This window comes from Salinisphaera sp. SPP-AMP-43, from assembly GCF_049568105.1.
Taxonomy (GTDB): domain Bacteria; phylum Pseudomonadota; class Gammaproteobacteria; order Nevskiales; family Salinisphaeraceae; genus Salinisphaera.
The window spans coordinates 2,905,244-2,930,618 of sequence record NZ_CP145335.1; the positions used below are offsets into that span (position 1 = coordinate 2,905,244).

The window sequence follows — 25,375 nt, forward strand, 5'->3', positions numbered from 1 at the left end:
CGGGCCCTCGCCCGCTTTTGACACGATGGCTGCGTCTAGGTGGCGCTAGTCGTGGTAGATCTGGCTGCGCCCGCCGTCCATAACGAGATCGGTCGCGTTGACGAAACGCGCTTCGTCGCTGGCCAGAAACAGTGCGGCATAGGCGACCTCCTCCGGCTCGCCCAGCCGCTTACACGGCAGAATCTCGATCTGTCGGTTTCGCTCGCCCTCGGGGTCGGCCAGGCTGTCCAGCCAGGCTTCGGCCGCCGGCGTGCGAATCAGCCCCGGTGAAATCGAATTCACGCGGATACCACGGTCGGCGTATTGCACGCCCAACGCCTTGGTCAGACCGATCAGACCGTGCTTGGCCACCGGATAGGGAAACGCACCGGGGATGATCTTGTGACCGTGGACCGAAGCGATATTGACGATATGCCCATAGCCGTTGTCGCTCATGCCCGGCAGTACGGCCTGGATACAATGCCAGGCCCCTTCGAGATTGATCTCGAGACAGCGCTTCCAGTCGGCCTTGGTCAGACCCATCGGCTCGGCGAACACATTGGCGCCCGCGCAGTTGATCAGGACATCGATACGGCCGAAGGCCTGGCTGACCTCGGCCATAGCCGCGCCGACCCGGTCATCATCGGTCACGTCGACACACCATGCCTGGACTCGGCGACCGTTGCGGCCATCCAGCCGTTCGGCCTCACGCACCGCCGCTGCCTCGTCGCGATCGATGAGCGCGACATCGGCCCCCTCGGCAACGAACAACTCAACGATCGCCAGACCGATTCCACTGGCGCCGCCGGTCACCACGGTCTTTTTATCCTGCAATCTCATGATGATTCCTTGGTTGCCGGCTCGCGCACCAGCCAATCGGTGAATGTCCAACGCTGGCCTTGCCGGTCGATCACGATTTCCGGCCAATCGCCGGTTCGAGTCAGCCATTGGATGCCGCCGTCGGTCAGCAGCCCGGTGTCCTCGCTCTTACTGCCGGGCAAGGTCGGGTTGAAGGCAAACGCCTGGTTGGCCACGACCTGTCCGGTCGTGCCGGGTGTGAGTACCAGATCGCGACAGCCATAGCCGGCCGGCCCGCCTTGATGGTGGCGTCGCCAGCCATCGACCACGCCCACCTGGGCATAGGCATCGGTGATGGCCGCAAACAAGTCTTCAAAGCCCAAGCCCGGCTGCAGCACGGCATAGGTCTCGGCGTGCACTTCGGCCAGTTTGGCCAGCACTTGCCGAGCATGCGGGTCCGGCTCACCGAAATGCACCAGCCGGGTCAGGCTGACGTTCAAGCCATGCCGCTCGGCACCGAGGGTGATCAAACAACGCTGCGCGAGGCGGCGCCCGGTCGGGATCGGATGCGGGAAACGATCGATCCGATCATCGAACGCCACCAGCGTACAGACCGGGCGAATGCCAAGCGCCAGACAGTCGTGCAGGATCTCGGCCTCGACCTCGCGCTCGCTCTGGCCCGGGATGAGCCGCCGGGCGACCGCTTCGACCACGGCGGCGGCGTCTTGGCCAAGGGCCGCGAATTTCTCGCGCTCGTCGACATTGAGCGCAAACCGGTACGGCAGCAGTTCGCTGCCGATATCCCGAGCATCGGCCCGAGGCATATCACTGCCCAGTCGCGCGCTGCCGATTATCGACCGAATAGTGGCGTTTTCGTCGCCATACCAAGGATAGGTCGCCGGTTCGAGGACGAACGGACAAGGCTCCTCGGCCAGCAGCCGATCGATCTCGTTGTCAGGGGCAACCAGATATACGCCCTCGGCCGTGATCAGCAGGCTGGCCACCCCCGCTTCCGAGCGTTCGACCACATAATAGGTCGCCCCTTCGGTCAGCCAGGCGACATTCTCGCGACTGTTCAGAATCAGGGCATCGATGCCCCAGTCCGGCATGGCCTGACGCAGTGTTTCGAGCCGTTGGCTCATGCTGCCTCCTGGGATTGGCGATTGGCCTCGGCCAGCACCAGATCGGCCGCGCGATCGGCTACAGCCATCACGGCCGCGTTGGTGTTGCCACGGATAATGTTGGGCATCATCGAGGCATCGATCACACGCAGCCCGCGCGTACCCCGGACCTCGAGTTGCGGGGTGAGTACGGCCATCGGATCGCCGTCGCGCCCGATCCGGCAGGTGCCCACCGGGTGGTAGCCGGTCTTGACCATGCGCCGACAGTGGTCGGCGATTGCCTCGTCGGAGGTCACCTCGGGGCCGGGAAAGATCTCGCGATCAACCATGGATTGGATGGGCTCCTGTTCGAGCACCCGGCGGGCGAATCGAAAACCGGCGATGGTGCGGCGCAGATCCTCGTCGACCGCATAAATCTGCGTATCCACGATCGGATTCGCCTGTGGATCGGCCGAAGCCAGGCTGACCCGGCCACGCGATTCCGGGCGCAGCAGCAGGGAGTTGATGGTCACGCCCGGGCCGGGGTCGGTGCCGGTCACATCGCGATCGAGATAGACCGTGGGCACACAGAACATCTGGACCGACGGCGTGCCCCCGAGGTTTTCCGGGTCGAGAAACGCACAGGTCTCGACGCCGGTGGTCGTCACCGGGCCACTCCGGAACAGCAGATACTGTAGCCCGGCCTTGACCATCGGCCAGCCCTTGTCCTGGCCGTAGTAGCCGTAGGCGCCGCGGGTAGTCGCCACCACCGGGACTTCATAGTGATCCTGCAGATTTTGCCCGACCCCCGGCAACGCAACGCGGGTCTCGATACCATGGCCGGCCAGTTCGTCGCTCGGGCCGATCCCGGACAACATCAACAATTTTGGGGTCTGGTATGCCCCGGCGGCCAACAGCACCTCACGCTCGGCGGTGAACGAACGACGGCTGCCCTTGCGCTCGGTTTCGACCCCGGTCACCCGGTTCTGGTCGAACAACAGCCGGGTCACCCGCGTCTCACTGAGCACAGTCAGACGCGGATCGTCTTCCAAGGGCGCGATGAACGCATCATAGGCACTGGAACGACGGCGCGTGCGCCAGTCGATGGTGTGCTGCATGAAGCCCACCCCGGCCGGATTCCCATCGTTGAAGTCGGGGGTGTAGTTCAGCCCCATGCCCTGCATGGTTTTCACATACGCCCGACTCATCGGACTGAAATGGCCGAGATGCGAGACCTTGAGCGGCCCGTCAACGCCGTGGTGCGGTGCGCCGAGGTGATCATTGTCTTCCTGGCGCGCGAAGTACGGCATCAGTGTCGACAGCGACCAATCCGTGCCTTCGCTATGGGCGTTCCAGTCGTCATAGTCCTCGGCGTGGCCGCGCATATAGACCATGGCGTTGACCGTGCTGCCCCCGCCCAGAACCTTGGCCTGGGGCACCACCGGCCCACGCCCGTTCAACTGGGCCTGGCCCTCAGTGTGGTGCATGGTCAGATACGTGTCCTTGGCCAGAAACTTCATGTAGCCGGCCGGCATGGACATGATCGGGTTGGCCTTGGCCGGGCCGGCCTCGAGCATCAATACCCGGGCGCCGGCTTCGCGAACCAGCCGCGACGCCATGACACAGGCCGAACTACCGCCGCCGACCAGGATATAGTCGTAGTGCATATCCATTAAGAAAACTCCGTTTCCAGATCCGCTCGTTGGTTGTCGTGAGCGACGCGGTGACGCTCGCCCGGATCGGCCGGCGTGATCAGGAAGAACCAGGACAGTGCTGCGCTGAGCACATACAGACCAGCATAGATCCAGACCACACCCGTGATACCGACCTCGGCATTGAGTACTCGGTACAGCGCCGGGCCGATGAACGTCGACAAGCCGGCGGCCAGACAATAGATCGCCATGGCGTTGCCTTTGTCCTGTTTGTCGCACAGCGCCGCGATCAAGGCCGCGGCCGGCACATAGCCGCACAGTGTGATGCCGTACAAACAGGCAAAGACCAGCGACAGAACATAGTTTCCGCCGGTCCACTGGGGTACGAAATACATCAGCAGCATGCTCACTGCAGACCCCAGACCGCCGATGAACGTCAGGATCTTGCGCCAGCCGATCTGGTCGCTCAGGCGACCGATGATCGGATTAAAGCTCATGCCGACCAGCCCCATGATCGTAATCAGGGCCAGATAGCCAGACTGGGAAAAGCCCATCTGATCGGTAAAGAATCCCGGCAGGAAGATGAAGAAACCGAAATACGGCGTGGTGTTGATGATGCGCACCATACCGGCGATACCCACCCGCGGCTGGCGTACCAGGATATCGATACCGCTCAACAGAATACGACCGGTACTGTGCTGCGCGCGATACTCCTGGTCGATGAGCGGCGCGAAACCGGTGCTCTCGCGCAGGGCCAGCAGCCCGATGGCCAGGCCGATACAGACCAGCACCAGCGACAGCCAGAACGTCGCATATTCGCCGATCAGGGGGATAGCGCCAAACGCCACAGCCGAGCCCAGCGTCGGCAGCCCGCCGGTAAACACGAACCAGAACCAGCCGGTCGCCGAGCCTCGTTGTTCCGGCTTGGTCGCAGCCTGAATCCAGACCAGAAACGCATAGGCGAACATCGGGTAGGCCACGCCGCGAATGCCATAGGTCAACAGACTCAGCTCGAAGCTCTCGGCCGGCATGGCCACGGCCAGAAACAGAATCTCGAAGATGATCCAGATCGCCCCGCCGATGATCATCACGCGACGGGGGCCCCAGAGCGTGGACAGCGCCCCGGCCAGCCAGGAGCCGATGGTTACGGTAATGCCGTAGAAACTGATGATGGTGGCGGCACTGTCGAGCGTGAAACCGTGCTTCGCCAGATGCGGCGCCAGGTAATTCGACTCGACCCCGTCGCCGATCATGAAGATCAGGACCGCGATATAGCCCCAAAACAAGGCGGGGGGCATCCCCATCCGATCCAGCCGGCCGGATATTCCGCGGCTCGTGGTTGTCAGCATACGGTTCTCCGTTCGCATGAGCCGGGCGGTATACCCAGCAATCCTTTAGGGCGGCACCTGCCGCGACCTGTCGTACAATAAAGATCAACCTGTAATACAGGTATTCGACCATCGGCGAATACGCCTATGCGCGATTAAGATATGAAATGTCGAATCCAATCGACGGGGAACGCCAATGAAAGCTGAGTCTCTTCTCGGGACCCTGGGCCGCCAGATCGCCGCGGGCGATGTTCTGGCCGAACTGCCCAGCGAGAACGCACTCGCCAAACGGTATGACGTATCGCGCACGACGGTTCGTGCGGCCATGCAGGGGCTGGTCGCTCGCGGACTAATCGAGATTCGCCCGGCCTCGGGCGCCAGCGTGCGCGATCACGAACAGTGGGACTGGCTCGACGACGACGTACTCAAATGGGTCTGCGACAGCGGCAACCGGCACATGATCCACCAGGCCGGCTTCGATGCCCGGCTATTGATCGAGCCTTCGATCGCCGCGCTCGCGGCCGAGCATGCCCGGCCGGCCGACCTGGCTGAAATGGATGCCGCGATCACGGCCATGGAAGGCGCCCATAGCGACTCGGAATCGTTCCATCTGGCCGATATGGCCTTTCACCAGACCATGGCCCGAGCCAGCCACAATCCGATTCTGTCCCGGCTGGGGCGCGCGCTGGAGTCGGTGCAACGCACCTTGTTCGAGCATTCCTATCGACCCAACCAGAATGAGATCGAGCTCACCGTGGCGCTACATCGGGAACTGCTGGAGGCGATTCGGATACGCCAGCCACAGCAGGCCACCGAACTGTCACGCCGCCTAATCGAAACCTGCGACCGCCGCCTACAGAGCAACGACGGCGAACCGCCGCAGCCGGCGGATCGGCCCTCGACGACCGCCTGATACGAACAGGCCGGGGATCTACCCCGGCCTGTTCACACGTTCAATGCTGTGCCGCTGCGTTACTCGCCGCGTGGGAAACGCTGTGCTTCCTCGACCTCGTTTAGGTCCATATGGTTGCGCATATAGCGTTGCGAGGCATCCTGCAACGGCTGGTGATCCCAGGGATAGTAATGCCCGTTGCGCAACGCCTCGTAGACGATCAGGCGCTGGGCCTGGCTTTCCCGCACCTCGGCGTCGAACTGCTCTAGATTCCAGCGTTCATTGACCTTGGCCTTGAATACCGCCAGCTCGTTGGCGTAGTCGGGCTCTGCCGCCAGATTGTGCTTTTCCAGCGGGTCCGCTTCGAGATCGAACAGCTGCGGCGGATCGATCGGACAGTAGTTGAACTTCCACTGGCCTTCGCGAATCGTGACCAACGGCGCATAGCTGCCCTCGGCGGCGTATTCCATATACACCGGGGCAGCGCGGCTCTCGCCCCTGGCTAGCGGCAACAACGACTGGCCGTCCGTCCAGGGCGAAATCTCGGATAGATCGATGCCGACGATATCGGCCAGGGTTGCGTTGATGTCGATGGTCGAGACCGGGGTATCGATATTGGCCGACGCAAGGCCCGGCGCGGCGATCATCAGCGGCACACGCGACGAGCCCTCGAACGGGCTCATCTTGAACCAGAGCCCCTTCTCGCCAAGCATATCGCCGTGGTCGGAACAGACCACGATGATGGTGTTTTCGAGCATGCGGGTCCGTTCCAGCACATCGAGAATGCCACCGATCTTGTCGTCGATATACGAGATATTGGCGAAATAGCCGCGACGTGCCCGGCGCACGTCCTCGGGCTGGATATCGAACTCGGTGTAGTCGTTGGCCTCGAACACCCGTTGGGAGTGCGGGTCGAGCGCTTCGAACGGTACCGCGCCCTGCTGCGGCTCCAGATGCTCGCAGTCCTCGTATAGGTCCCAGAACTGGCGCCGGGCCACATATGGGTCGTGTGGGTGGGTAAAGCTCACGCACAGTGCCCACGGCCGCTGGTCGTGGCCGCGCGACAGATCGAACAGCTTCTGCTCGGCGTGGAAAGCGACTTCGTCGTCATACTCCATCTGGTTGGAGATCTCGGCCACCCCAGCGCCGGTCACCGAACCGAGGTTGTGATACCACCAGTCGATGCGCTCGCCCGGCTTGCGATAATCCGGCGTCCAGCCGAAATCGGCGGGATAGACGTCGGTGGTCAGCCGCGATTCGAAGCCGTGCAATTGGTCCGGACCGACGAAGTGCATCTTGCCCGACAGACAGGTCTCGTAGCCGGCCCGGCGCAGGTGATGAGCCCAGGTCGGAATCGCAGAGCGAAACTCGGCGGCGTTGTCGTAGACCCCCGTGCGGCTGGGCAACTGGCCCGACATGAACGCTGCCCGCCCGGGGGCGCAGAGATAGCTTGGCGTATAGGCGTTATTGAAATTGACCGCCCGCTTGGCGAGTTTTTTCAGGTTCGGCGCATGCAGGAAATCGGCCGGTCCGTTCTCGAATAGCGTGCCGTTAACCTGATCGGCCATCAGCACCAGAACGTTGGGTTGGTCAGCCATACTCGTTGTGCCCTCTGTCTGCGATTGACTCGCCTTGGATAATGCGCAGGTTCGAAAGCCGCATACAACCGCATACGGGCTCGTCGTATATGCGTGCCGACGCCGCGACCCCGGCTCACCCAGCCCGCTGAGGTGCCGAACCCGCCCCGAATCCAGACCAGCGGGTCAGCAGCCGCGCACACGGTGGCCCGACCAGCATCACGGCCAGGAACCGCGCCAGCTGCATCGCCATCACATAGGCCACATCCACATGCGTAGAACTGGCGATAATGGCAACGGTATCGGCGCCGCCCGGGCTAGTCGCCAGATACGCGGTCAACGGATCGACCCCGGCCAGCCACACCATGAGTGCCGCGATCGCTCCGCAGACCGCCACCAGCACCAGGATCGAGGCCAGTACCGCTGGCAGCGCGCGTAGCGCATGGGCCAAGGTCTGCCGGGTGAAACGCAGCCCGATCATCCAGCCGATCAGCATAAAACTGACCGCGAGCACCGGCATCGGCAGCGTGATCTGCAGCCCGCCAAGATCCTGAGCCAGCGCTCCGAGCACGATACCGACGATCATCACCCCGGCCGGCAGCCGAATCAGATAGCCGAGCCCGAACACCACCGCGACCAGTAATGCGGTCAAGGCCAGACCGGTCGGCGTGAAGGCCACGCTGGCGCCGAGGGCGCCGGTATCCGTGCCCCCGGGGGCGATCAAGGCCGCCAGAATCGAGGCCGCCGAGGCCACGATCACCACCCGAAGATACTGCATGAAGGCCACTAGGCGCTCGTCGGCCCCATAGGCGCCCGACATCAGCGTCATCGCCACCGCCGCACCAGGCGAAGTGCCCCAGATCGCGGTCGGCCCGGGCAGGACCTGCCAGCGGGTCAACAACCAGCCCAGCACCAGGCTCGCGGCGATTACCGACAGCACACCAGCCGCGAACACCGGCCAATCACGCCCGATCTCGACCAGAATCGGCCAAGTGATAGTGCGCGCGATCATGCAGCCGATCACCGCCTGGGCCAGCATCGTCAACGGCCGGGCGACTGTGACCGGGCCGGCCGTCATCGCCAGCACCGCAGCGACCGCCATCGGTCCGAGCAGGAAGCCGGCCGGCAACCCCAATCCGTGCAGCAGATAGCCGACCACCGGCGAGATCGTGCCGAGCACCGCCCAACGCCCTGCCCGGCTCATGGCCGGGCTGCCGCAGCCGTACTCGCGAGCCGCCGAAGACACGGCACGGCCGAGGCCGGATGCATCGACTGTCGCCTCATATCAAGAAAGCGTCGCATAACGTTGTCTGGAATCGATCGAAGCTATCGATAATACGCCTACGATTCGTCAGCCCGAGCCTCGGATGCAAACCGATGTCATTCTGACCTGCGCCGTCACTGGCGCCGGCGATACCCCTGCCCGCAATTCGAATGTGCCGGTCACACCGGCCGAAATCGCCAACGACTGTATTAAGGCAGCCCAGGCCGGCGCCAGTATTGCGCATGTGCATGTTCGCGATCCGGAGACCGCCGCCCATGCGCACGATACGGCGTATTTTCGCGAGATCGCCGATCGGGTGCGCGATTCGGCGACCGATGTAGTGCTCAATTTCACCGCCGGCGGCGGTGGCGACCTGATCCCGGAGCTGACCGGCACCGGCGATGCCCGCGATATTCATGCTGCGGCCGGCTCGGATCTACAAAGCCCGTCCGAGCGACACGCCCCGATCGATGCCGTGCTCCCGGAAATCTGCACGCTGGACTGCGGCAGCCTCAACTTCGGCGATGCGGTCTATCTCAATACCGCCGACTGGCTGCGCGAGCATGCCGCCCTCGTCCAGGCGGCCGGGGTGAAACCGGAATTGGAGTGCTTCGATCTCGGCCATATCTGGTTCGCACGTCAGTTGATCGACGAAGGTCTGATCGATGACGACCCATTGTTCCAGCTCTGCCTGGGGATTCCCTGGGGGGCAGAAGCCGAGCCCGGCACCCTGCTCGCGATGCGCGATCGTCTGCCGGCCAATGCCCACTGGGCCGCTTTTGGCATCGGCCGCATGCAGATACCGATGGTCGCTCAAGCCATGCTCGCCGGGGGCCATTGCCGCGTGGGCCTGGAAGACAATCTGTATCTGTCGAAAGGCATCAAAGCCGACAACGCCGGCCTGGTCGACAAGGCCCGGGGAGTCATCGAAGCGCTCGGCGGCAGCGTTGCCAGCCCGCAGGCCACCCGCGACCGGCTCGGTCTGCGCGGCGCCACTCTGGAGAACCACTGATGAATATCACCGAGCAATCTGCCTACCGGCCCGAACGCGTCGCGATCGTCGGCTCGGGTGTTATTGGCTGCGGCTGGGCGGTGCGCGCCCTGGCCGCCGGTGCCGAAGTCGTGGCCTACGACACCGACGTCGACACCGCCCGCCGGCGCCTGGCCGAGACCGTCGATATCGCCTGGCCATCGCTGATCCGTCGCGGCCTCGCCGAAGAAGCCGACCGTGATCGATGGCGGGTCACCGACGATCTTGCCGATGCCGTCGGGCAAGCCGATCTGATCCAGGAAAACGTGCCTGAGCAGCTGGCGCTAAAGCAGACCGTGCTGTCCGATATCGATGGCGCTGCGCCCATGGACGCACTGATCGGCTCGTCGACTTCGGGCATCAAACCGACTGAACTGGCGGCCGGCTGCGGCCATGCCCCGGAACGCATCTTCGTGGCCCACCCCTTCAACCCGGTCTATCTGCTACCGCTGGTCGAACTGGTCGGCGGCGAACGCACATCGGCGGCAACCATCGAGGCTGCCCAGGCAGCCTATCGTGGCCTCGGCATGCGCCCGCTGGTGGTCCGCCGGGAAATCGAGGGGCATATCGCCGATCGCTTGATGGAAGCGCTCTGGCGCGAGGCGCTGCATCTGGTCAACGACGGCGTAGCCACCACCGAGGAAATCGATGCCGCCGTGGTCTATGGCGCAGGACTGCGCTGGTCGCTGATGGGCACCTTCCTGACCTTCCACCTGGCTGGCGGCGAAGCCGGTATGCAGCATATGCTGGAGCAGTTCGGCCCGGCCCTAAAACTGCCCTGGACCAAGTTGCAAGCCCCCGAGCTCACCGATGAACTCATCGAGCGCGTGGTAGCCGGCTCCGAGCACCAGGCCGCAGGCCGCTCGGTCGCCGAACTCGAAGCCCGGCGCGATGCATTCCTGACCGATCTGCTCGGCCTAGTGGAACGCTACTGGCCCGAGGCCGAAGGCTTAACAGGACGGATTTGATGGCCACCACCGTACTCGAAACCCAAGTCGCCCCCGAATGGGTCGACTACAACGGGCATATGAACGATGCCGAATATGCCCGGGTATTCTCCCTGGCGGTCGATGCTTTCTGGGAGACGATTGGCCTGGATGGCCCAGCCCGCCAGCATTTCGGCGTGACCACGTTCACCCTGGAAGCGCATCTGTGCTATCTCGGCCAGACCTACGAGCACGACCCGTTGACCGTGACCCTGGACATACTCGACCGCGACGCCAAACGCTTCCATCTGTTTTTCGGCCTGTATCGCGATGACGGCGCGCTGGCTGCGACCAGCGAACAGATGCTGATGGCGATCGACCCAGCCGCCGGCCGGGCTACGGCCTTTCCCGAGCCGGTCGTCGCGGCTGCCGAAGCCGCCTGCGGCCAGCTCGACCGCTCGGCCTGGCCAGAGCAGGCCGGCCGCACCATCGGCATCCGGCGCCGTTGAGCCAAGAACACCCCGGATCGTTCGCGATACGCACCGGGCCCGGCGTAGCTACACAGCTGTAGCGCTTTCTCAATAAGACCACCGGCCTCCCGGTTCGCGACCCCATGTTCAGATATCGATCGGGGCGCGTTACCGAGCGATACGCTGTTGCCGACTCGCCCCGCCACATCGCAGCAGGGCTCTGGCCTGGCGGCACGAGGCCAAGATCACGCCCGGTTGCCCAGGGGCCCGGGCGCGTCGTCACGAGATACGCCGCCGCACCCGCAGTCCTGTGCTGGCAAGCCCAAGCATCGCGAGCGTGGCGTGGCCCAGCGCGTAAGCGAACGATAACGCCGGATGGCCGCCATAGAGCCGCAAGCCCTGGGGGTGACCACCCGCCCGCCGCGCCTGCAGCGTTGCAAGCCTCGAACCTGGGCCCGCTATGCTCGGCGGCCTGCGCCTTGCCTGACACGATGGGCGGGCATCATGCGACGGCACGCCCTGAGCCCTCGGCTATGCCAGCCGCTCACCCGGGTTTGAAACGCAGCGCGACTCGATCATGAAGCGGCCACGCTCGGCGCCCATACCGGCTCGCAATTACCGCAGCAGCGGCTTGCCAAGGCATATGGGCACGGTGCGTACTACGACCGCCAAGCCGAGGGCGGCGCCCCGAAACGCTGGCGGAAGGCACGCGAAAACGACACCGCCGACTCGAACCCGGCCGCCGCTGCGATCTCGGCCAGCGACCGATCGCTTTCCTCGACCAGCGCCTTGGCCCGCTGCAGGCGCAGATCGCGATACCAAGCACTGGGCGTGGCCCTGAGCTCGGCTTCGAACAAGCGTTGCAGCTGGCGCGGCGAACGCCCGACGCGCTGGGCGATTGCGGCCAGCGGCAGCGCCGGTTCCAGATGGTTTTCCATCAGCGCGATCGCCCGGACCAGAGTGGCGTTATGGACACCCAGCCGCTCGACGATCGATAGCCGCTGGCGACTGGCCGGATTCCGGGCCCGTTCGTGGATGAGCTGTTCAGCGACTGCATCGGCCAGATCCGGGCCTCCTTCGGCGGTCAGCTCGGCGAGCGCCATATCGGTCGCCGCCATCCCGCCAGCACAGGAAAAACGCCGATCACCGATTTCATAGAGCGACTCCACAGCTCGTACCAACGGGTAACGCTCGCGAAACACGGGCAGGCTTTCCCAGTGCAAAGTCACCGTATACCCATCCAGAAGGCCGGCCTCGGCCAGTGCGAAGCAGCCGGTATCGATACCGCCGAGCACGGTACCGCCGCCGTCCAAGGCGCGCAGCCGTGTGATGAGCTCGCGCGGCGGCACGAAGTCGTCGAGAAAACCGCTGCAGACCGCCAGCCGCGGTAGCGACACTACCTCCGGCAGCGCCTGATCGGGCAGTACCCGCATGCCGTTCGAGGCCGCGACCGCCGCGCCGTCCACGCTCAGAAGATGCCAGCGAAACAAGGGCCGACCGGCGATCCGATTGGCGATCCGCAGCGGCTCGGTCGCGGCCACAAACGCCATCATCGAAAACCCATCGAGCAGCAGATAGCCGGTCGAGCGAAGCTGCGCCATCGATCGATCTACCGTCATCTTTCGAGCCAATCCGTCGCTACCGAGCCATCACCACTCATCTTAACCCTCGACCCACTGCCGGCCAGGCTCTCCCGTAGCGTCGCCACGCCAAGCGAGAGTATTGAGGCCACGGCATCACGAGGTCCTCGGCTGTGCTCTTAGCCCGCCTATCGGCCGTTATGGGCCGCCGGTTGATCCGCCCGGCTCGCTCGCGATCGATGCGCCAGCGCTGGCAGCCGCGCTGCGGCTATGGCCCAGCTTCCAGCGCCTAGACAGGGGCAGTCATACGCCAAGGCTAGGCCGACTGCGGGCGGCCGATGTCGCTCATCACAGCCACCCTACTTCACGAAGCGATCGCCACCTCGACCATCGGCCCGACGAACGCCACGCGCTGCCGAGCGGACTCACCGGCAACGCTACAGCTGGCCAGCCTACAGCGCAGCAACCATCGAATGCCCAAGCTAGTTGAGATGGCCTTGCGCCAGTTCGTCGGCGAGATCATCACGGGCATAAACCTGGCGCAGCGCGGTCTCGATAAAGGCCGTATCTACGGCTACGGCACGGTTGTTCGAATCGTCGAACGTAAAGTTGCCCCCCAGGCTATGGATATTGCCGTCGAAGATCAGGCCGACTGCATGCCCGTCCTTATCGATGACCGGGCTGCCCGAATTGCCACCGATGATGTCGTTGTCGGTCACGAAGTTAACCGGCGTGTCGCCGTCGAGCCGGTCTTTGGCCTGAACCCAGCGCTTGGGCAATTTATAGGGCGCGGCGCCGGTTGCCCGCGCATACAAACCATCGATCCGAGTAAACGGCGCGACCGGCTTGCCTTTTTCTTGCCAGCCTTTCACTTGGCCATAGGTCAGACGCATGGTGAAGGTTGCATCGGGATAGCTCTGGGCACCGTCGCGGGCAAATCGCGCCTTGGCGATCGCGGTTTCTGCGGCATCGGTCGGCGCTTCAACCTCGTCCTCGTACGTCTTGCGCACTGCACGGGCGGCCGGATCCACCTGGCGTGCAAAGACGATCATCGGGTCGTCGGCGTTTTCGATCGCCTGCTCGCCGCCCTGCCAGAGTTTTCTGCGATAGGCGGGGTCGGCCAGCTGGGTACCGGATACCAGCGACTTCGCCAGTTCGGCCGGCGAGTCGTCGCCTAACACCTGGTGGACGAACGGATCGTCGGCCCCGAGCGCCTGGCGCATCTTCTCCAGTGCCCAGGTCATCTGGGTCTGTTCGTAGTCTGGATAGATCGGACCGCTCGAAGTCACCGACTGCTCGACGGCCGGCAGATGGGCACTGCGATAATCCGGCAGGCGCTTGGCATCCGGCTGGTCGCGTTCGGCCGCCGCGCGTACGAGCGTACGCGCATAGTCGAACAGCTCGCCGCCGAACGCCTGGCCGCGCTCCAGCATGTCGTAGCGGGTCTGAATCTCCGCCCCCCGGGCCTCGGCTTTGTCCAGCGTCTGCCACGGGTGGCCGAATTGCTTTACTCGCTCTGCATCAGCGTCGATCCACTGGCGCAGCGCCGCGTCCTGAGCCTTTTTCTTGTCGACAAAGGCTTGGTCGGTCAGCGTGGCCAGCCAGCCCTTGAATACCTTGAGCGTGTTGTCGCCGTAGAACAGATCGTCCTGGGCGGCCTGGGTATGGGCTTCGGATTCGCGAGAGAATTGCCAGAGCACGCCACGTTTTTCGGAGAGATAGGCCTGATACGGAATGACCTTCTCGTCGCGCAGATAAGCCAGCGCAGTCCATGGCGTTTCGCGTTGGGTCGACCCCGGATTACCCACCACGAACGTCATCTCGCCGGCTTCGGGGCCGTTGACGTCGAACGGCAGGTAGTTCGGGGTCTGGACCGGCTTGCCGTCGACATAGGCTCGCAGCAGCGTTAGGTCCAGGTCGTAGCGCGGGAAGTTGAAGTTGTCCGGATCACCGCCGAAGAAAGCGATATCCTGCTCCGGCGCGAACACCATGTGCACATCCTGGAAGCGCCGGTATTTATATAGCGCATAGCGCCCGCCGTGGTAGAGCGTGACCACATCGCAGCGCCAGGTCTCCGGGTCACTGGCGACACAGGCTTTCTCGATCGCACTATCGACGGCGCGCTGGGCCGCGACACGCTCCGAGCCGGTCTTGTCGGCAAGGGCACTATCGACCCGATCGGTCACGTCGGTAATCGAGACGAGCTGGTTGAGCTCGATGTTCGGGCATTTCGGCTCCTCGCCTTCCTTGCCGATGAAACCGTGGGCCATGTAGTTGTGCGCGTCGTCCGACAGCCGCGACAGGCAGTCGTTGGCACAGTGATGATTGGTCATCACCAGCCCGTCGGCGGAGACGAACGAACCCGAGCAGCCACCGGCCAAGCGCACCGCGGCTTTTTGTACTCGATCCACCCAGGCCTGGTCCGGTGCGAAACCATAGGCTTTCTGCATGCGGGCCGTGGGCAGATCGTTCATGGTCCACATGCCCTCGTCGGCCGCCGCCGACAGACAAAACCCCACCCCAGTAGCGGCCAACGCCGCGATCACGATTCGCTTCATGACTGATCCCCCAACGCATTGCAGCGGCGAGACCGCCCGACTCTTCGAGCGAAAACATAACAGGTTATCGCCCGTGCTTCGGGCTCACCCGATATCGGGTGTTCGACAGCAGCGGCCTGGCTGGCCGCGATCGTATACACGGCCATGCCTGGCCGCCGGCCGGAATATGCCATTGGCTACCGGCGCCCCGGCGACCGCGCGGAAGATCGCCCAGCGCTATTTCACGGGTAAGACATGCCCGTTGCTGCGAAGGGATTCGATCAGCGGCGTACGCTTGGCGCCATCCGCGGCATCGTCGTCGACCGGCACATAGCTGTCACCGGCATATTGCATGCGCTGCCGATTATTGCCTTGTTCGTCCCCGGTCGAGGTCAACAGCAGATCGTGCCAGCCGTGGTGCCGATGATCGAGCACAAACACCGGCGCCTTGGACGTCGGCACGCGGGTCATGGCTTCATAGCGATCGTTCTCCGGCTCGAAGACAAAGAAATCGCAGCCGGCCCGACAGTCGCCCCCGGGTACGACAAAAGCCACCGCCTCGCGTTGGCCGTCACCGTTTAGATCCACGAACTGGGACACATAGCGCAGGTCGCCGCCCAACGGGCTGTCCTGATAGATCAGGCTCAAGGCATCGGTCAGCCGCTGCTGGGCGTCGGCCTGGCGGTCGGCCGGGGTCTTTTCCAGGGTATCGGCCTGTTCGGCCAGATCCGACCCCGGGTTTTGCGCCATGCTGCAGCCCACAAGGACTGCGCCGACAACCGCCAGCCCAGCCAAGAACCCATGCCGTACGATCCGCTCTGCAAAATATCTCATCAACAATCGCCCGATTGGCTCATCGCCTTGAATTGTCGGCCTAATAACCAGGCCCAGCAATCAAAGTAGTGCCATTATTCATCGACCGTCACCGTGTAATCGTCGCCGGCGATCAACGGCAGATCGTAGTCGGTGGCCTCCGACACGGTCACGGTATAGGTGCCAGCGCCATGCACTGCGGCATGCGCCTGAACCGCTTTTTCTGCGGCGTCTTCTGCGCTGGCCGCCTCGACGATCGTCTCGTCACCGGCCAGTTCGCAGATATAACGCAGCATCATCGGTTGTTTCATTTCGGTCTCCATCGGTTGCTTGGCGGTGATGTTCCACGGCGCGCTTTGCAGCGGTCGCGGCCTGTGCATGGCAGTATGCGGATTATCGCCGACAACGAAAGCCGCTGATGAGCGACCTCTCGCGCACCGACCTTGCCATCGCCCGCGAACGCATCGCGCCCGCGATCCATCACACCCCGGTAATGACCTGTCGCGCGATCGACGAAGTGAGTCGGGCTGAGCTGTTCTTCAAATGCGAAAACTTTCAGAAATCGGGTTCGTTCAAGGCCCGGGGCGCGACCAACGCCGTGTTTTCGCTGGACGACGACACCTGCCGCCGCGGCGTGGCGACCCACTCCAGTGGCAACCACGGCCAGGCCCTGGCCCGGGCGGCTGCAGCACGTGATATCCCGGCGACCATCGTGATGCCCGAAACCGCGCCGCAGCCCAAGATCGATGCAGTGCGCGAATACGGCGCCGAGGTCGTATTCTGCGAGGCGACCAACGCAGCGCGCCAGGCTAGCCTGGTCGAGGTCGTAGCCCGTACCGGCGCCGAATTCATCCCCCCCTACGACGACCTGCGGGTGATTGCCGGACAAGCCAGCTGTGCCGCCGAACTGATCGAGGACGTCGCCGATCTCGACACCCTAATCGCACCGATCGGCGGCGGGGGGCTGATCAGCGGCACGGCATTGACCGTAGCCCACTATGCGCCGCATATCGCAGTCTATGCTGGCGAACCCGTGGCCGCCGATGATGCCTGGCGCTCACTACAGACCGGGCAGCGCTGCAGCAACGATGCACCGGTCACCATCGCGGACGGCCTCAAGGCCTCGCTCGGCGAAATCACCTGGCCGATCGTGCGGGATCACGTACACGACATCGTCCGCGTCGATGAATCTGCGATCATCACCGCCATGCGCCTGATCTGGCAACGCATGAAGATCATCGTCGAGCCGTCCTGTGCGGTCGCCGTAGCGGCCATCCTTAGCGAGCCCCAGCATTTCGTCGGCCGACGAGTCGGGGTGATCCTGACCGGGGGCAATGTCGATATCGACAATCTGCCCTGGTAACCGATACCCGGGGGTTAACTCGCCTCGTGGCCAGAATCAGATGCGCCACGTCTTGGCTTAAAGTGCTTTGAACACCCCACGTGCCGGCCACACCGGGCTGTTTCGCGCTGATGCGCGAGTGGCTTTTCTTGCTTGCCCAAGAAAAGTCACCAAAAGAAAGGCACCCTGTCTAGCGCCGATGCTGTCGCATCGGTGCCCTGCGCGGCTCCGGCCGCAAGCGGACGGCCGGAAACTCACCGCGCTGCGCGCGGCTCAGACATCCGGCCGTCTTTATCGCTTGCGGCCTCCGCTGCTCGGCGCTGCGCCCAAGGGGCTTAATACAGCGCAGGCTCGCCACGCGGCAGCGGGCGGTCGATCTGTATTCCGTCCCGTGACGCGGCGACGGAGACGCGCAGCGGCGACGGGTGTCCGGCGCACAGCGCCGGTGCGGCCAGCTGTCTGAGGGCCGCCAAAGCGGCCCGAGTTCTGGCCGCATCCCGTCGTCGTGAGCATCAGAGTGCACCGGCGTTAGCCGGCGTCGTGTCGGGTGCCCTTTTCTTGGCTCCTTCTTTTGGGCAAGCAAAAGAAGGGGCTCGCACAACAGTGCGAAACCAGAAGCTAACTTGCCTCGTGGCTAAAATCAGATACGCCAGATCCTGAGCCAAAGTGCTTTGAACAACCCACGTGCCGGCCACACCGGGCTGTTTCGCACTGCAACGCGAAACCGAAAGCAACGCCAACTGGTAAGCCTTCCCAAGCCGCCCTCACCCAATGCCCGACGCATTGAACGCCCCAAGCCGTCTAAAGCATACCCTGGCACGGAATAGGCAAGCCGCTTTATTGGCTAGCCCAAACAAAGCTCCCCCTTAGCCCCGCTAAGCTCCCGTAGCAGACAAACCCGCCAAAACCGTATTGGGCACATCGCCCACAGCCGCTAAGATGCAGCGATTGCCGATACACCGCGCCGGACCAGCTTTTTGAGTTCCTTTCGCTTCATCCACACTGCCGATATTCACCTGGACAGCCCGATGCGCGGTCTGTCCGAGGATGTGCCCGAAGTGGCGGAGCGGCTGCGGCTGGCGACCCGTGAAGCACTCACTGCCCTGGTCGATGCCGCGATCGAGCGGGCGGTGGACTTCGTGGTCATCGCCGGTGATGTCTACGACGGCGACTGGCGCGATTACCAGACTGGGGTGTTTTTCGTGCGCCAGATGCAGCGGCTGGCGGCCGCCGCGATACCCGTCTATCTGATCCACGGCAACCACGATGCCCAGAACCAGATGACCCGCAGCCTGCGGCTCCCGGATAACGTGCAGACCTTCTCCGCCGAGGCCGCCGAAACCCGAACCATCGACGGGCTGGATATCGCCTTGCATGGGGCAAGCTATGCCGAACGCGCGGTCACCGACAATCTGGTGCCCGGCTACCCCGAGCCGGTCGCGGACGCCTTCAATATCGGCGTGCTACATACCGGGCTCGGCGGCCGCGGCGGCCATGAAAACTATGCCCCCTGCGCGCTCGATGAACTGACCGCCAAAGGCTACGACTACTGGGCGCTCGGCCATGTGCACGGCGCTGAGGTGCTGGCCGAGCATCCGCACGTCGTGTTTTCCGGCAACTTACAGGGCCGCTCAATCCGCGAGACCGGGGCCAAAAGCGCCTACGAGGTCATAGTCGAGGATGGCCGGGTCGCCGAACTGCGGGCCCTGCACTGCGATGTTGCCCGCTGGGCAGAACAGACGGTCGATGTGGCCGCCGCCGAGGACTTCAACGATGTGTTCGGCGCCATGCGCAGCGCGATCGAGGCCGGCGTGGAAGCCGCTGAGGGCCGACTGGCCGCGATCCGGCTGCGCCTGACCGGGACTACGCCCCTGCACGACCGGTTACTGGCTTCGCCCGACATGCTGCTGGCCGAGGCCCGGACCACTGCCGCCGGGCTCGGCGCCGACAGCGTTTATATCGAAAAGATCAAGCTGGCGACCGACCCCGAACAGGATGCCGCGACCCGCCGGACCCGGGCCGATGCGCTCGGCGAGCTTCAGCGCCTGCTCGACGAGGCCAGCAACGATGCCGATATCCGCGAGATGATCGAAAAGGACGTCCGCCGGCTGGCCGAGCGCCTGCCGCACGAGATTCGCGAGCACGCCGACGACCCCCTGCTGCGCGCCGCGATCGACGGCGATACCGCCACTCTCATCGACGGCGCCGGCGACTATCTGCTCGCCCGCCTGGCCGCCGAGGATAACGCCTCGTGAGATTCGCCGAACTCAATCTGCTGGCCTACGGCCACTTCACCGACCGCCCTCTGGCCTTTACCGCCGGGGCGACCGATCTGCATATCGTGTTCGGCGCCAACGAGGCCGGCAAATCCACCGCGCGCAGCGCGATCGGCGATTTCCTGTTTGGCTTTCCAACCCAAACCGCGCTGAATTTCGTCCATGCCTACAACGCGCTGCGGATCGGCGCCCGGGTCGAGGCCGCCGAGACCGAGATCGCGGCGATCCGCAAGAAAGGCCGCAAGAACACCCTGCTCGATGCCGACGGCCAGCCGGCCACCGGCTTGGAGGCCGATCTGGAACGCCAGCTGGCCGGGGCAGACCGGGCGTTTTTCACCCGCATGTTCAGCCTCGACCACGAAGGTCTGCGCGCCGGCGGCGAAACCCTAGCCGCGGCCGATGCCAACGCCGATACCGCCCTGCTCTCAGCCGGCTCGGGCCTGGCCGACGTTCTTGCCGAGCGCGATGCCCTGGTGGCCGAGGCCGACAAACTGTGGTCGCCGAACGCCTCGCAGAACCGTCGCTACTACCAGGCCGAGGCACGCCTGAAGACTGCCGAAGCCGATATTCGCGAACACGAAGTCACGGTCGGCGACTGGCAGCGCCGGCGCGAGGCCTTCGATGCTGCCGAGGCCCGGCTGCACGAACTTCGAGAAGAGCGACGCCAGCTCGAACACCAGCGCAACGAGCTAGAACGCATTCGCCGCGTGGCTGCCCCGGTCCGCCGCTATCGCGAGATCGATGCCGAGCTGGGCGAACTCGGCGAAACGCCAGCCCTGGCCCACGACGCACGAGCGACTTTCGAGACCACGCGCGAAACGATCGCCGCGAGCGAGCGCGATATCGAGGCCATCCACGAACAGATCGCCCGCATCGAGGCCGAGCTCGATACCCTCACCGACGAACCCACCCTGCGCGAAGCCGGCGAGGCCATCGAACGGCTGGCCGAACAACGCGGCCAGATCGCCGCCGAACGCGAACGCAGCGCCGATATCGAGCGCGAACAGGCACGGCTGGCCGATGCCCTGGCCCAAGACCGTGCCGAGCTTGGCTGGAAAGACACCGACAACCACTGGCCAAGCGCAGCCGATCTGGCCCATGCCCGGCGCCTGGCCAACGATGAGCCCACGCGCCGGCAGAGTGTCGAACACACGGCCCACAATCTGGAAGCCGCGCGAGAAGCCGAAACCCGGCTCGCCGCCGAGGCCGAGTCGATCGGCCCGGCAAGCGATACGGCCGCGCTCGAAGCCTGGCTGACTGCGGTGACCCGCGAAGGCGATCTCGAATCCGAATTGCGCAATGCCCAGGCCCAGCTCGATCGGCTGAATCGCGACATCGAGCGCCGGGTGGCCGGGCTGCGGCCCACGGTGACCGATGCCGACACCCTGGCCGGCCTCGACGTCCCAATCCGCGAGCGCGTCGACGAATTCGATACCGCCATGGCCGAGGCCGACGAGGCAGGCAAACGCCATCAACAGCGTATCGACGAACTCGCCGACGAAGTCGAACGCGCCCGCGAGGCTTTGGCCCGGCGCCGCGCCGACGAAGCCCTACCGAGCGCCGAGGCCCTGGCCACAACACGCGATAGACGCGATGCCTGCTGGCAGCTGATCCGGCACCGTTATGTCGAGCAGCGCGAACGCGATCTGTTCGACGACGCCGAGATCCCCGAGCTCGACAAGACCGCCGAAGATAATCCGGTCGCCACCTTCGAGCAGACTGCAGGAGACGCCGACGCCCTGGCCGATGCCCGCTTCGAGCATGCCGAGGCGATTGCCCAGGACGCCGAACGCCAGCGCCATGTCGCCGAGCGCGAACAAGCCCTCGAACAGGCCACCCAACGTCGCGACGATGCCCGGACCCGCCTCGACGGCCTGAAAACCGAATGGGCTGCCTTGTGGTTTGCTAGTACGCTCGAGCCTGCCCGCCCGGCCGCCATGCGCGACTGGCTCGACCGCCGCGATGCCATTCTGGATGCCCGGGCCGATCGAATCGATGCCGAAGCCAACCGCAACGACCTCGCCTCGCGGATCGCCGAACATCGCCAGCAGGCTGTGCCGCAGCTGATTGCCCTCGGTATCGATGAACACCAGCTCGCCGAGGCTTCGCTGGCCGTTGTAATCGAACATGCACGCCAACTGATCGACCGCGAACACCGGCGCAGCGAAGAACAGCAACGCATCACCCGCGAACGCCGCGAGCAAAACACCCGTATCGACCAGCTACAGGCCGAGCATGAACAGGCCGAAGCCGCCCTCGCCGCCTGGCAACAGGACTGGACGGTCGCGCTCGAACGGCTCGGTCTGTCGCCGCAACTGGCTGCCGAGGCCGGCGCAGCCGCGCTGGACAGCCTCGAAGCCGGCCGCGAACATGCCCGCCAGGCTCGCGATATCGCCGCCGAAAACGACGACCTGCGCGCCCGGCGGCAACGCTTCGACGCCGAAGTAGCGCGCGTGCTCGAGGCCACCGGCTACCCGGCCGAGGGCCACGAACTCGCCGAACAAACCGTACAACAGCTGAGCCGCGCGCTGCGCGAGGCCCAGTCCCAGTTCGAGCGACGCCAGACCCGCGAGGCCGACCGCGCCGCCTATCGCGAGCGGATCACCGAACTCGAAACCCACCGCACCGATGCCGAGCGCCGACTCGAAGCCCTCTGCCGCCAGGCTGGCGTTGCCGAGCCCGAAGCCTTGGCGCGGCTGATCGAGCGCGCCGAGCGCCGGCAAGCGCTGGTCGAAGAACAGACGGCAACCGCCGACACGCTGACCGAACAGGGCGACGGCCAGCCGATCGAAGACCTGATCGCTGCCGTAGAAGCCAGCGATCTCAATACCCTGCGTGAACAGATCGACGCACTGCGCGACCGGCTCGAAGACCTCGATGCCGAGATCGGCCCGGCCCGGGATGCGCGCAACGAAGCCAAGGCGGCCTTCGATGCGATCGGTGGCGACGACCGGGCTGTGACCGCAGCCGCCGAACGCCAAACTGCGCTGGCCGACATGGCCGACGCCGCTGAGCGCTATCTGCGGGTCGGCCCGGCGGCGCTACTGCTCAAATGGGCCGGTCAACGTTATGCGATGGACAAGCAGCGCCCGTTGATCGAACGCGGCTCGGTGTTAATGAACCAGCTCACTGGCGGCTCCTTCGAACGCCTGACCGGCGAATTCGACGACCGCGACGAACTACAGATCATGGGCGTACGCCCCGACGGCGGCCGCGTGGCCCCTCACGGCATGAGCGAAGGCAGCCGCGACCAGCTCTATCTCGCCCTGCGCATAGCCGCGATCGAGGATTACCTGGCCCGCGCCACACCGCTGCCGGTGGTGGCCGACGACCTGTTCATCAACTTCGACGACGACCGCGCCATGGCCGGGCTCGATGCCCTGGCGGGTCTGGCCGAACAGACCCAGGTCCTGTTTTTTACCCATCACCAGCATCTGCGGGATATGGCCGGCGCCCGGCTCGGCCCACGCGTACGTACGCATGACCTCTGAACGAACCGAACTGAGTGCCCCGCTGGCCCGCCTGGCTGACACTCTGCGCCCCCTGGCCGGCCAGCGTATCGCCCTGATCGCCCCGGCTGGCGGCGTCAAAGACGAGCGGATCGATACCGCCCTGACCGTACTCGAAGCCGCTGGCATCGACGCCCGCCTTGGCGCCCATGCCCGCGATCATCATCGCTATCTCGCCGGCACCGCCGAAGCCCGGCTGGCCGATCTGCACTGGGCCTTCGAGCTTGACGAGGTGGCGGCCGTTTGGTGCCTGCGCGGCGGCTACGGCAGCGCCCATATCGTCGAGCAAATCGACTGGTCGCGCCTACCCAACAATATCCCGCTGATCGGCTTTTCGGATATTTCTACACTGCTGGAGGCCTTTAGACAGCGCGGCAAGTGCGCGATCCACGGGCCGGTCGCCACCCAGCTCGCCATGCCCGGCGAGACAGCCGAGCAACAAGATCAACGCACGGCCTCCATGGCCTCGCTGGCCGAACTGCTACAAGGTCGCGCTGACACATGGCCACTGACCCGTGCCGCCGGCCCGGCAACGCCCATCGCCGGCCAGCTCGTCGGCGGCAACCTGACCACGTTGGCCAGCCTCGCCGGCACCCCGGCCGCGCTACGGCTCGAGACCGATTCGATCCTGCTGCTCGAAGACGTGGGCGAAGCCGAATTTCGCCTGGAACGCTCGCTGCATCAGCTCCTGGCCTCGCTCAACCTCGACCACCTGCGCGCCGTCTGCCTCGGCCGATTCACGGACTGCACGCTCGCCGATGGCATCAACTCGCTGGCCGCCATCTGGCAGGAATGGCTCGCGCCGCTTGGCGTGCCGCTGTATATGCATGCGGCGACCGGCCACGGCACCGTCAACCACGCCTGGCCCTATGGCCGGTGGGCGCATATCCGGGACGCTCAGCTTGGCTGGGCAAGTCCATGAACCGCACAGGCCGAAGCCGCCCTATACATTAGCCATGCTAATATAACGACAAATCGTACAGCTAGTGTGGCACCGCATGGCGACTGCAGAATCGAGAGACGCGCCTTTCTTCGAGGCGCTCGGCAGCGGACCCACTATCGAGTCCCGCAATATCGCGCGTGCTCTCCACGTCAACAAAAGCCAGCTCGCTGATGTGTTGGGCGTAGGCGCCGATTCATTGCGGCGCGCTAATCGTGAACGGGCAGCCCGGATACAAACGCGCATGCGCGACATGGTCGAAATCATCAACCGCGCCCAGCCCTGGGCCGGGTCGATCAATCAAGCGTTTGCCTGGTACCGCTCGCAGCCCTTGCCGTCGTTTGGCGGCGCCACAGCCGAAGAGCTGGTCAAAGACGGCAAGGCCGAAGCCGTCAAAGCCTATCTGGCCCGCATCAACGAAGGCGGTTATGCGTGACCTGGCCGCTCGAACGCTTCATCGGCCACGTTTACCGCGCGCATAATCCACGCTGGGCCTTCGCCCCCGATTCCGGCGCGGGCGCGGCCAAACATGGCGGGCGCTTCAATCCGCCGGGAACAGCCGCGCTCTATACCAGCAGCACCTACACCCTCGCCATAGCCGAAGCACAGCAAGGTTTTCCCTACAAATTCCAACCGCTAACGCTGGTCAGCTACGACATCGACCACGCCGGCGTTCTCGATCTATCCACGCCCGCGGCACGCGAGGCAGCCGGCATCCCCCTGGCCGAACTCGACTGTGCCTGGGAGTTGCTCGCTTTTGACAAGCAAACCCCGCCGAGCTGGGCTCTTGCAGCCCGCCTGATCGAGCAAGGCGTCGGCGCTATCGCGGTGCCCTCCTTTTGCGACGGCGCGCATGAGCTGGGCATTAATTATGTTTTTTGGCACTGGAACCAAGGCGACAACCCACAGGTTCGCGTCATCGACGACGACAACCGATTGCGGAGCCGCTAGGGCTACTGCTCTGCTCACCCCAGATCAAGGGGCAGCATACTTTTACAGCCCTAGCATTACCGGGCAGGTGGTAGAGGCTGCCTCTGGCGAAAATATAGCGGTCACCGAATCACGCGTGTGCTAATTAAGTGTACTGTCCCCGGATTCCCCGCGTTTGTGAAACCTAACGCCTAAGCTCAGTTGCCGGCGGAGCAGCCGAAGGCTGCGGGGGGAACCCGAAGCGCGCCAGCACTTCGGGCGGTCAACTGCAGCGATTCGTTAGGTGTGCCATTAAACTCGAACGGCGAAAATTACCGCTGCCACCAAAGCCGCTAACGCAGCTACGACTAACCATTCCATTACAAATTCTCCATGCTTTGAATAAGCCGGAAAGCCCGCCGATTCACGTAGCCGACGCTGATCGACAGAGTA

20 protein-coding genes are annotated in these 25,375 nt (G+C 64.5%); 10 read left to right on the plus strand and 10 right to left on the minus strand.

From position 1 onward, the window contains the following. Window positions 1-45: 45 nt before the first annotated feature. From V5738_RS12460 to V5738_RS12475, 4 genes are read right to left on the minus strand one after another with little or no spacing between them, the layout of a single operon-like run. Window positions 46-819: an SDR family oxidoreductase gene (locus tag V5738_RS12460; RefSeq protein ID WP_423821129.1), complete on the minus strand. Its 774-nt coding sequence runs from the start codon at window positions 817-819 to the stop codon at window positions 46-48. Continuing rightward, complete coding sequence (locus V5738_RS12465) at window positions 816-1,919, minus strand: M24 family metallopeptidase (RefSeq protein ID WP_423821130.1); 1,104 nt, start codon at window positions 1,917-1,919, stop codon at window positions 816-818. The genes V5738_RS12460 and V5738_RS12465 overlap by 4 nt, the downstream gene beginning before the upstream one ends. Continuing rightward, window positions 1,916-3,544, minus strand: a complete 1,629-nt coding sequence (locus tag V5738_RS12470; protein ID WP_423824181.1) for a GMC family oxidoreductase — start codon at window positions 3,542-3,544, stop codon at window positions 1,916-1,918. Before V5738_RS12470 ends, V5738_RS12465 begins: the two co-directional genes overlap by 4 nt. Before the next feature lie 5 nt (window positions 3,545-3,549). Further along, window positions 3,550-4,878, minus strand: coding sequence for an MFS transporter (locus V5738_RS12475; protein ID WP_423821131.1), 1,329 nt, complete (start codon window positions 4,876-4,878; stop codon window positions 3,550-3,552). A gap of 175 nt (window positions 4,879-5,053) precedes the next feature. Here V5738_RS12475 and V5738_RS12480 point away from each other — a divergent pair, with 175 nt between their 5' ends. Further along, window positions 5,054-5,770, plus strand: a complete 717-nt coding sequence (locus V5738_RS12480) for a FadR/GntR family transcriptional regulator (protein WP_423821132.1) — start codon at window positions 5,054-5,056, stop codon at window positions 5,768-5,770. Window positions 5,771-5,829: 59 nt separating this feature from the next. Here V5738_RS12480 and betC read toward each other — a convergent pair whose 3' ends face one another. Both betC and V5738_RS12490 read right to left on the minus strand, forming a co-directional pair. Then, a complete protein-coding gene (betC, locus tag V5738_RS12485) occupies window positions 5,830-7,347 on the minus strand; it encodes a choline-sulfatase (protein WP_423821133.1) in 1,518 nt (505 codons plus the stop codon). Between the two features lie 115 nt (window positions 7,348-7,462). After that, on the minus strand, window positions 7,463-8,572 hold the full coding sequence (locus V5738_RS12490; protein ID WP_423821134.1) for an AbrB family transcriptional regulator: 1,110 nt from the start codon (window positions 8,570-8,572) through the stop codon (window positions 7,463-7,465). Window positions 8,573-8,693: 121 nt separating this feature from the next. Here V5738_RS12490 and V5738_RS12495 point away from each other — a divergent pair, with 121 nt between their 5' ends. Genes V5738_RS12495 through V5738_RS12505 form a run of 3 tightly spaced genes read left to right on the plus strand, consistent with a single transcriptional unit; the run spans window position 8,694 to window position 11,055 of the window. Continuing rightward, the gene (locus V5738_RS12495) at window positions 8,694-9,602 is read left to right on the plus strand and encodes a 3-keto-5-aminohexanoate cleavage protein (RefSeq protein ID WP_423821135.1); all 909 of its coding nucleotides are present in this window, start codon (window positions 8,694-8,696) and stop codon (window positions 9,600-9,602) included. Further along, window positions 9,602-10,588, plus strand: coding sequence for a 3-hydroxyacyl-CoA dehydrogenase NAD-binding domain-containing protein (locus tag V5738_RS12500; protein ID WP_423821136.1), 987 nt, complete (start codon window positions 9,602-9,604; stop codon window positions 10,586-10,588). The genes V5738_RS12495 and V5738_RS12500 overlap by 1 nt, the downstream gene beginning before the upstream one ends. After that, complete coding sequence (locus tag V5738_RS12505; RefSeq protein WP_423821137.1) at window positions 10,588-11,055, plus strand: thioesterase family protein; 468 nt, start codon at window positions 10,588-10,590, stop codon at window positions 11,053-11,055. The genes V5738_RS12500 and V5738_RS12505 overlap by 1 nt, the downstream gene beginning before the upstream one ends. A gap of 620 nt (window positions 11,056-11,675) precedes the next feature. Here the strand turns inward: V5738_RS12505 and V5738_RS12510 are convergent. The 4 genes from V5738_RS12510 to V5738_RS12525 all read right to left on the minus strand — a co-directional run bounded on the left by V5738_RS12510 (window position 11,676) and on the right by V5738_RS12525 (window position 16,257). Then, on the minus strand, window positions 11,676-12,617 hold the full coding sequence (locus V5738_RS12510) for a GlxA family transcriptional regulator (RefSeq protein ID WP_423821138.1): 942 nt from the start codon (window positions 12,615-12,617) through the stop codon (window positions 11,676-11,678). Between the two features lie 461 nt (window positions 12,618-13,078). Continuing rightward, complete coding sequence (locus V5738_RS12515; protein WP_423821139.1) at window positions 13,079-15,154, minus strand: S46 family peptidase; 2,076 nt, start codon at window positions 15,152-15,154, stop codon at window positions 13,079-13,081. Window positions 15,155-15,370: 216 nt separating this feature from the next. Further along, a complete protein-coding gene (locus tag V5738_RS12520) occupies window positions 15,371-15,967 on the minus strand; it encodes a hypothetical protein (RefSeq protein ID WP_423821140.1) in 597 nt (198 codons plus the stop codon). A 74-nt stretch (window positions 15,968-16,041) separates the two neighbouring features. Next, window positions 16,042-16,257 (minus strand): hypothetical protein, encoded by a 216-nt coding sequence (locus V5738_RS12525; protein WP_423821141.1) that lies wholly within the window; start codon window positions 16,255-16,257, stop codon window positions 16,042-16,044. A gap of 107 nt (window positions 16,258-16,364) precedes the next feature. Here V5738_RS12525 and V5738_RS12530 point away from each other — a divergent pair, with 107 nt between their 5' ends. The 6 genes from V5738_RS12530 (at window position 16,365) to V5738_RS12555 (ending at window position 24,964) form a co-directional block, all read left to right on the plus strand. Next, a complete protein-coding gene (locus V5738_RS12530) occupies window positions 16,365-17,309 on the plus strand; it encodes a pyridoxal-phosphate dependent enzyme (protein WP_423821142.1) in 945 nt (314 codons plus the stop codon). Window positions 17,310-18,265: 956 nt separating this feature from the next. After that, entirely contained in the window at window positions 18,266-19,543 is a 1,278-nt protein-coding gene (locus V5738_RS12535) for a metallophosphoesterase family protein (RefSeq protein WP_423821143.1), read from the plus strand. Further along, a complete protein-coding gene (locus tag V5738_RS12540; RefSeq protein ID WP_423821144.1) occupies window positions 19,540-23,055 on the plus strand; it encodes an AAA family ATPase in 3,516 nt (1,171 codons plus the stop codon). Before V5738_RS12535 ends, V5738_RS12540 begins: the two co-directional genes overlap by 4 nt. Continuing rightward, window positions 23,045-23,995 carry a S66 peptidase family protein gene (locus V5738_RS12545; RefSeq protein WP_423821145.1) on the plus strand — a complete coding sequence of 317 codons (951 nt, stop codon included), beginning with the start codon at window positions 23,045-23,047 and terminating at the stop codon, window positions 23,993-23,995. The genes V5738_RS12540 and V5738_RS12545 overlap by 11 nt, the downstream gene beginning before the upstream one ends. 76 nt (window positions 23,996-24,071) lie before the next feature. Further along, window positions 24,072-24,449, plus strand: a complete 378-nt coding sequence (locus tag V5738_RS12550; protein ID WP_423821146.1) for an antitoxin Xre/MbcA/ParS toxin-binding domain-containing protein — start codon at window positions 24,072-24,074, stop codon at window positions 24,447-24,449. Next, window positions 24,446-24,964, plus strand: a complete 519-nt coding sequence (locus V5738_RS12555) for an RES family NAD+ phosphorylase (protein ID WP_423821147.1) — start codon at window positions 24,446-24,448, stop codon at window positions 24,962-24,964. Before V5738_RS12550 ends, V5738_RS12555 begins: the two co-directional genes overlap by 4 nt. Window positions 24,965-25,375 lie beyond the last annotated feature (411 nt).

What these genes read in the sequence shown, in the direction of transcription:
- V5738_RS12460 (WP_423821129.1), bottom strand. Translation starts at nt 819, where the DNA reads ATGAGATTGCAGGATAAAAAGACCGTGGTGACCGGCGGCGCCAGTGGA.
- V5738_RS12465 (WP_423821130.1), bottom strand. Translation starts at nt 1,919, where the DNA reads ATGAGCCAACGGCTCGAAACACTGCGTCAGGCCATGCCGGACTGGGGC.
- V5738_RS12470 (WP_423824181.1), bottom strand. Translation starts at nt 3,544, where the DNA reads ATGCACTACGACTATATCCTGGTCGGCGGCGGTAGTTCGGCCTGTGTC.
- V5738_RS12475 (WP_423821131.1), bottom strand. Translation starts at nt 4,878, where the DNA reads ATGCTGACAACCACGAGCCGCGGAATATCCGGCCGGCTGGATCGGATG.
- V5738_RS12480 (WP_423821132.1), top strand. Translation starts at nt 5,054, where the DNA reads ATGAAAGCTGAGTCTCTTCTCGGGACCCTGGGCCGCCAGATCGCCGCG.
- betC (WP_423821133.1), bottom strand. Translation starts at nt 7,347, where the DNA reads ATGGCTGACCAACCCAACGTTCTGGTGCTGATGGCCGATCAGGTTAAC.
- V5738_RS12495 (WP_423821135.1), top strand. Translation starts at nt 8,694, where the DNA reads ATGCAAACCGATGTCATTCTGACCTGCGCCGTCACTGGCGCCGGCGAT.
- V5738_RS12500 (WP_423821136.1), top strand. Translation starts at nt 9,602, where the DNA reads ATGAATATCACCGAGCAATCTGCCTACCGGCCCGAACGCGTCGCGATC.
- V5738_RS12505 (WP_423821137.1), top strand. Translation starts at nt 10,588, where the DNA reads ATGGCCACCACCGTACTCGAAACCCAAGTCGCCCCCGAATGGGTCGAC.
- V5738_RS12510 (WP_423821138.1), bottom strand. Translation starts at nt 12,617, where the DNA reads ATGGCGCAGCTTCGCTCGACCGGCTATCTGCTGCTCGATGGGTTTTCG.
- V5738_RS12515 (WP_423821139.1), bottom strand. Translation starts at nt 15,154, where the DNA reads ATGAAGCGAATCGTGATCGCGGCGTTGGCCGCTACTGGGGTGGGGTTT.
- V5738_RS12520 (WP_423821140.1), bottom strand. Translation starts at nt 15,967, where the DNA reads ATGAGATATTTTGCAGAGCGGATCGTACGGCATGGGTTCTTGGCTGGG.
- V5738_RS12525 (WP_423821141.1), bottom strand. Translation starts at nt 16,257, where the DNA reads ATGAAACAACCGATGATGCTGCGTTATATCTGCGAACTGGCCGGTGAC.
- V5738_RS12530 (WP_423821142.1), top strand. Translation starts at nt 16,365, where the DNA reads ATGAGCGACCTCTCGCGCACCGACCTTGCCATCGCCCGCGAACGCATC.
- V5738_RS12545 (WP_423821145.1), top strand. Translation starts at nt 23,045, where the DNA reads ATGACCTCTGAACGAACCGAACTGAGTGCCCCGCTGGCCCGCCTGGCT.
- V5738_RS12550 (WP_423821146.1), top strand. Translation starts at nt 24,072, where the DNA reads ATGGCGACTGCAGAATCGAGAGACGCGCCTTTCTTCGAGGCGCTCGGC.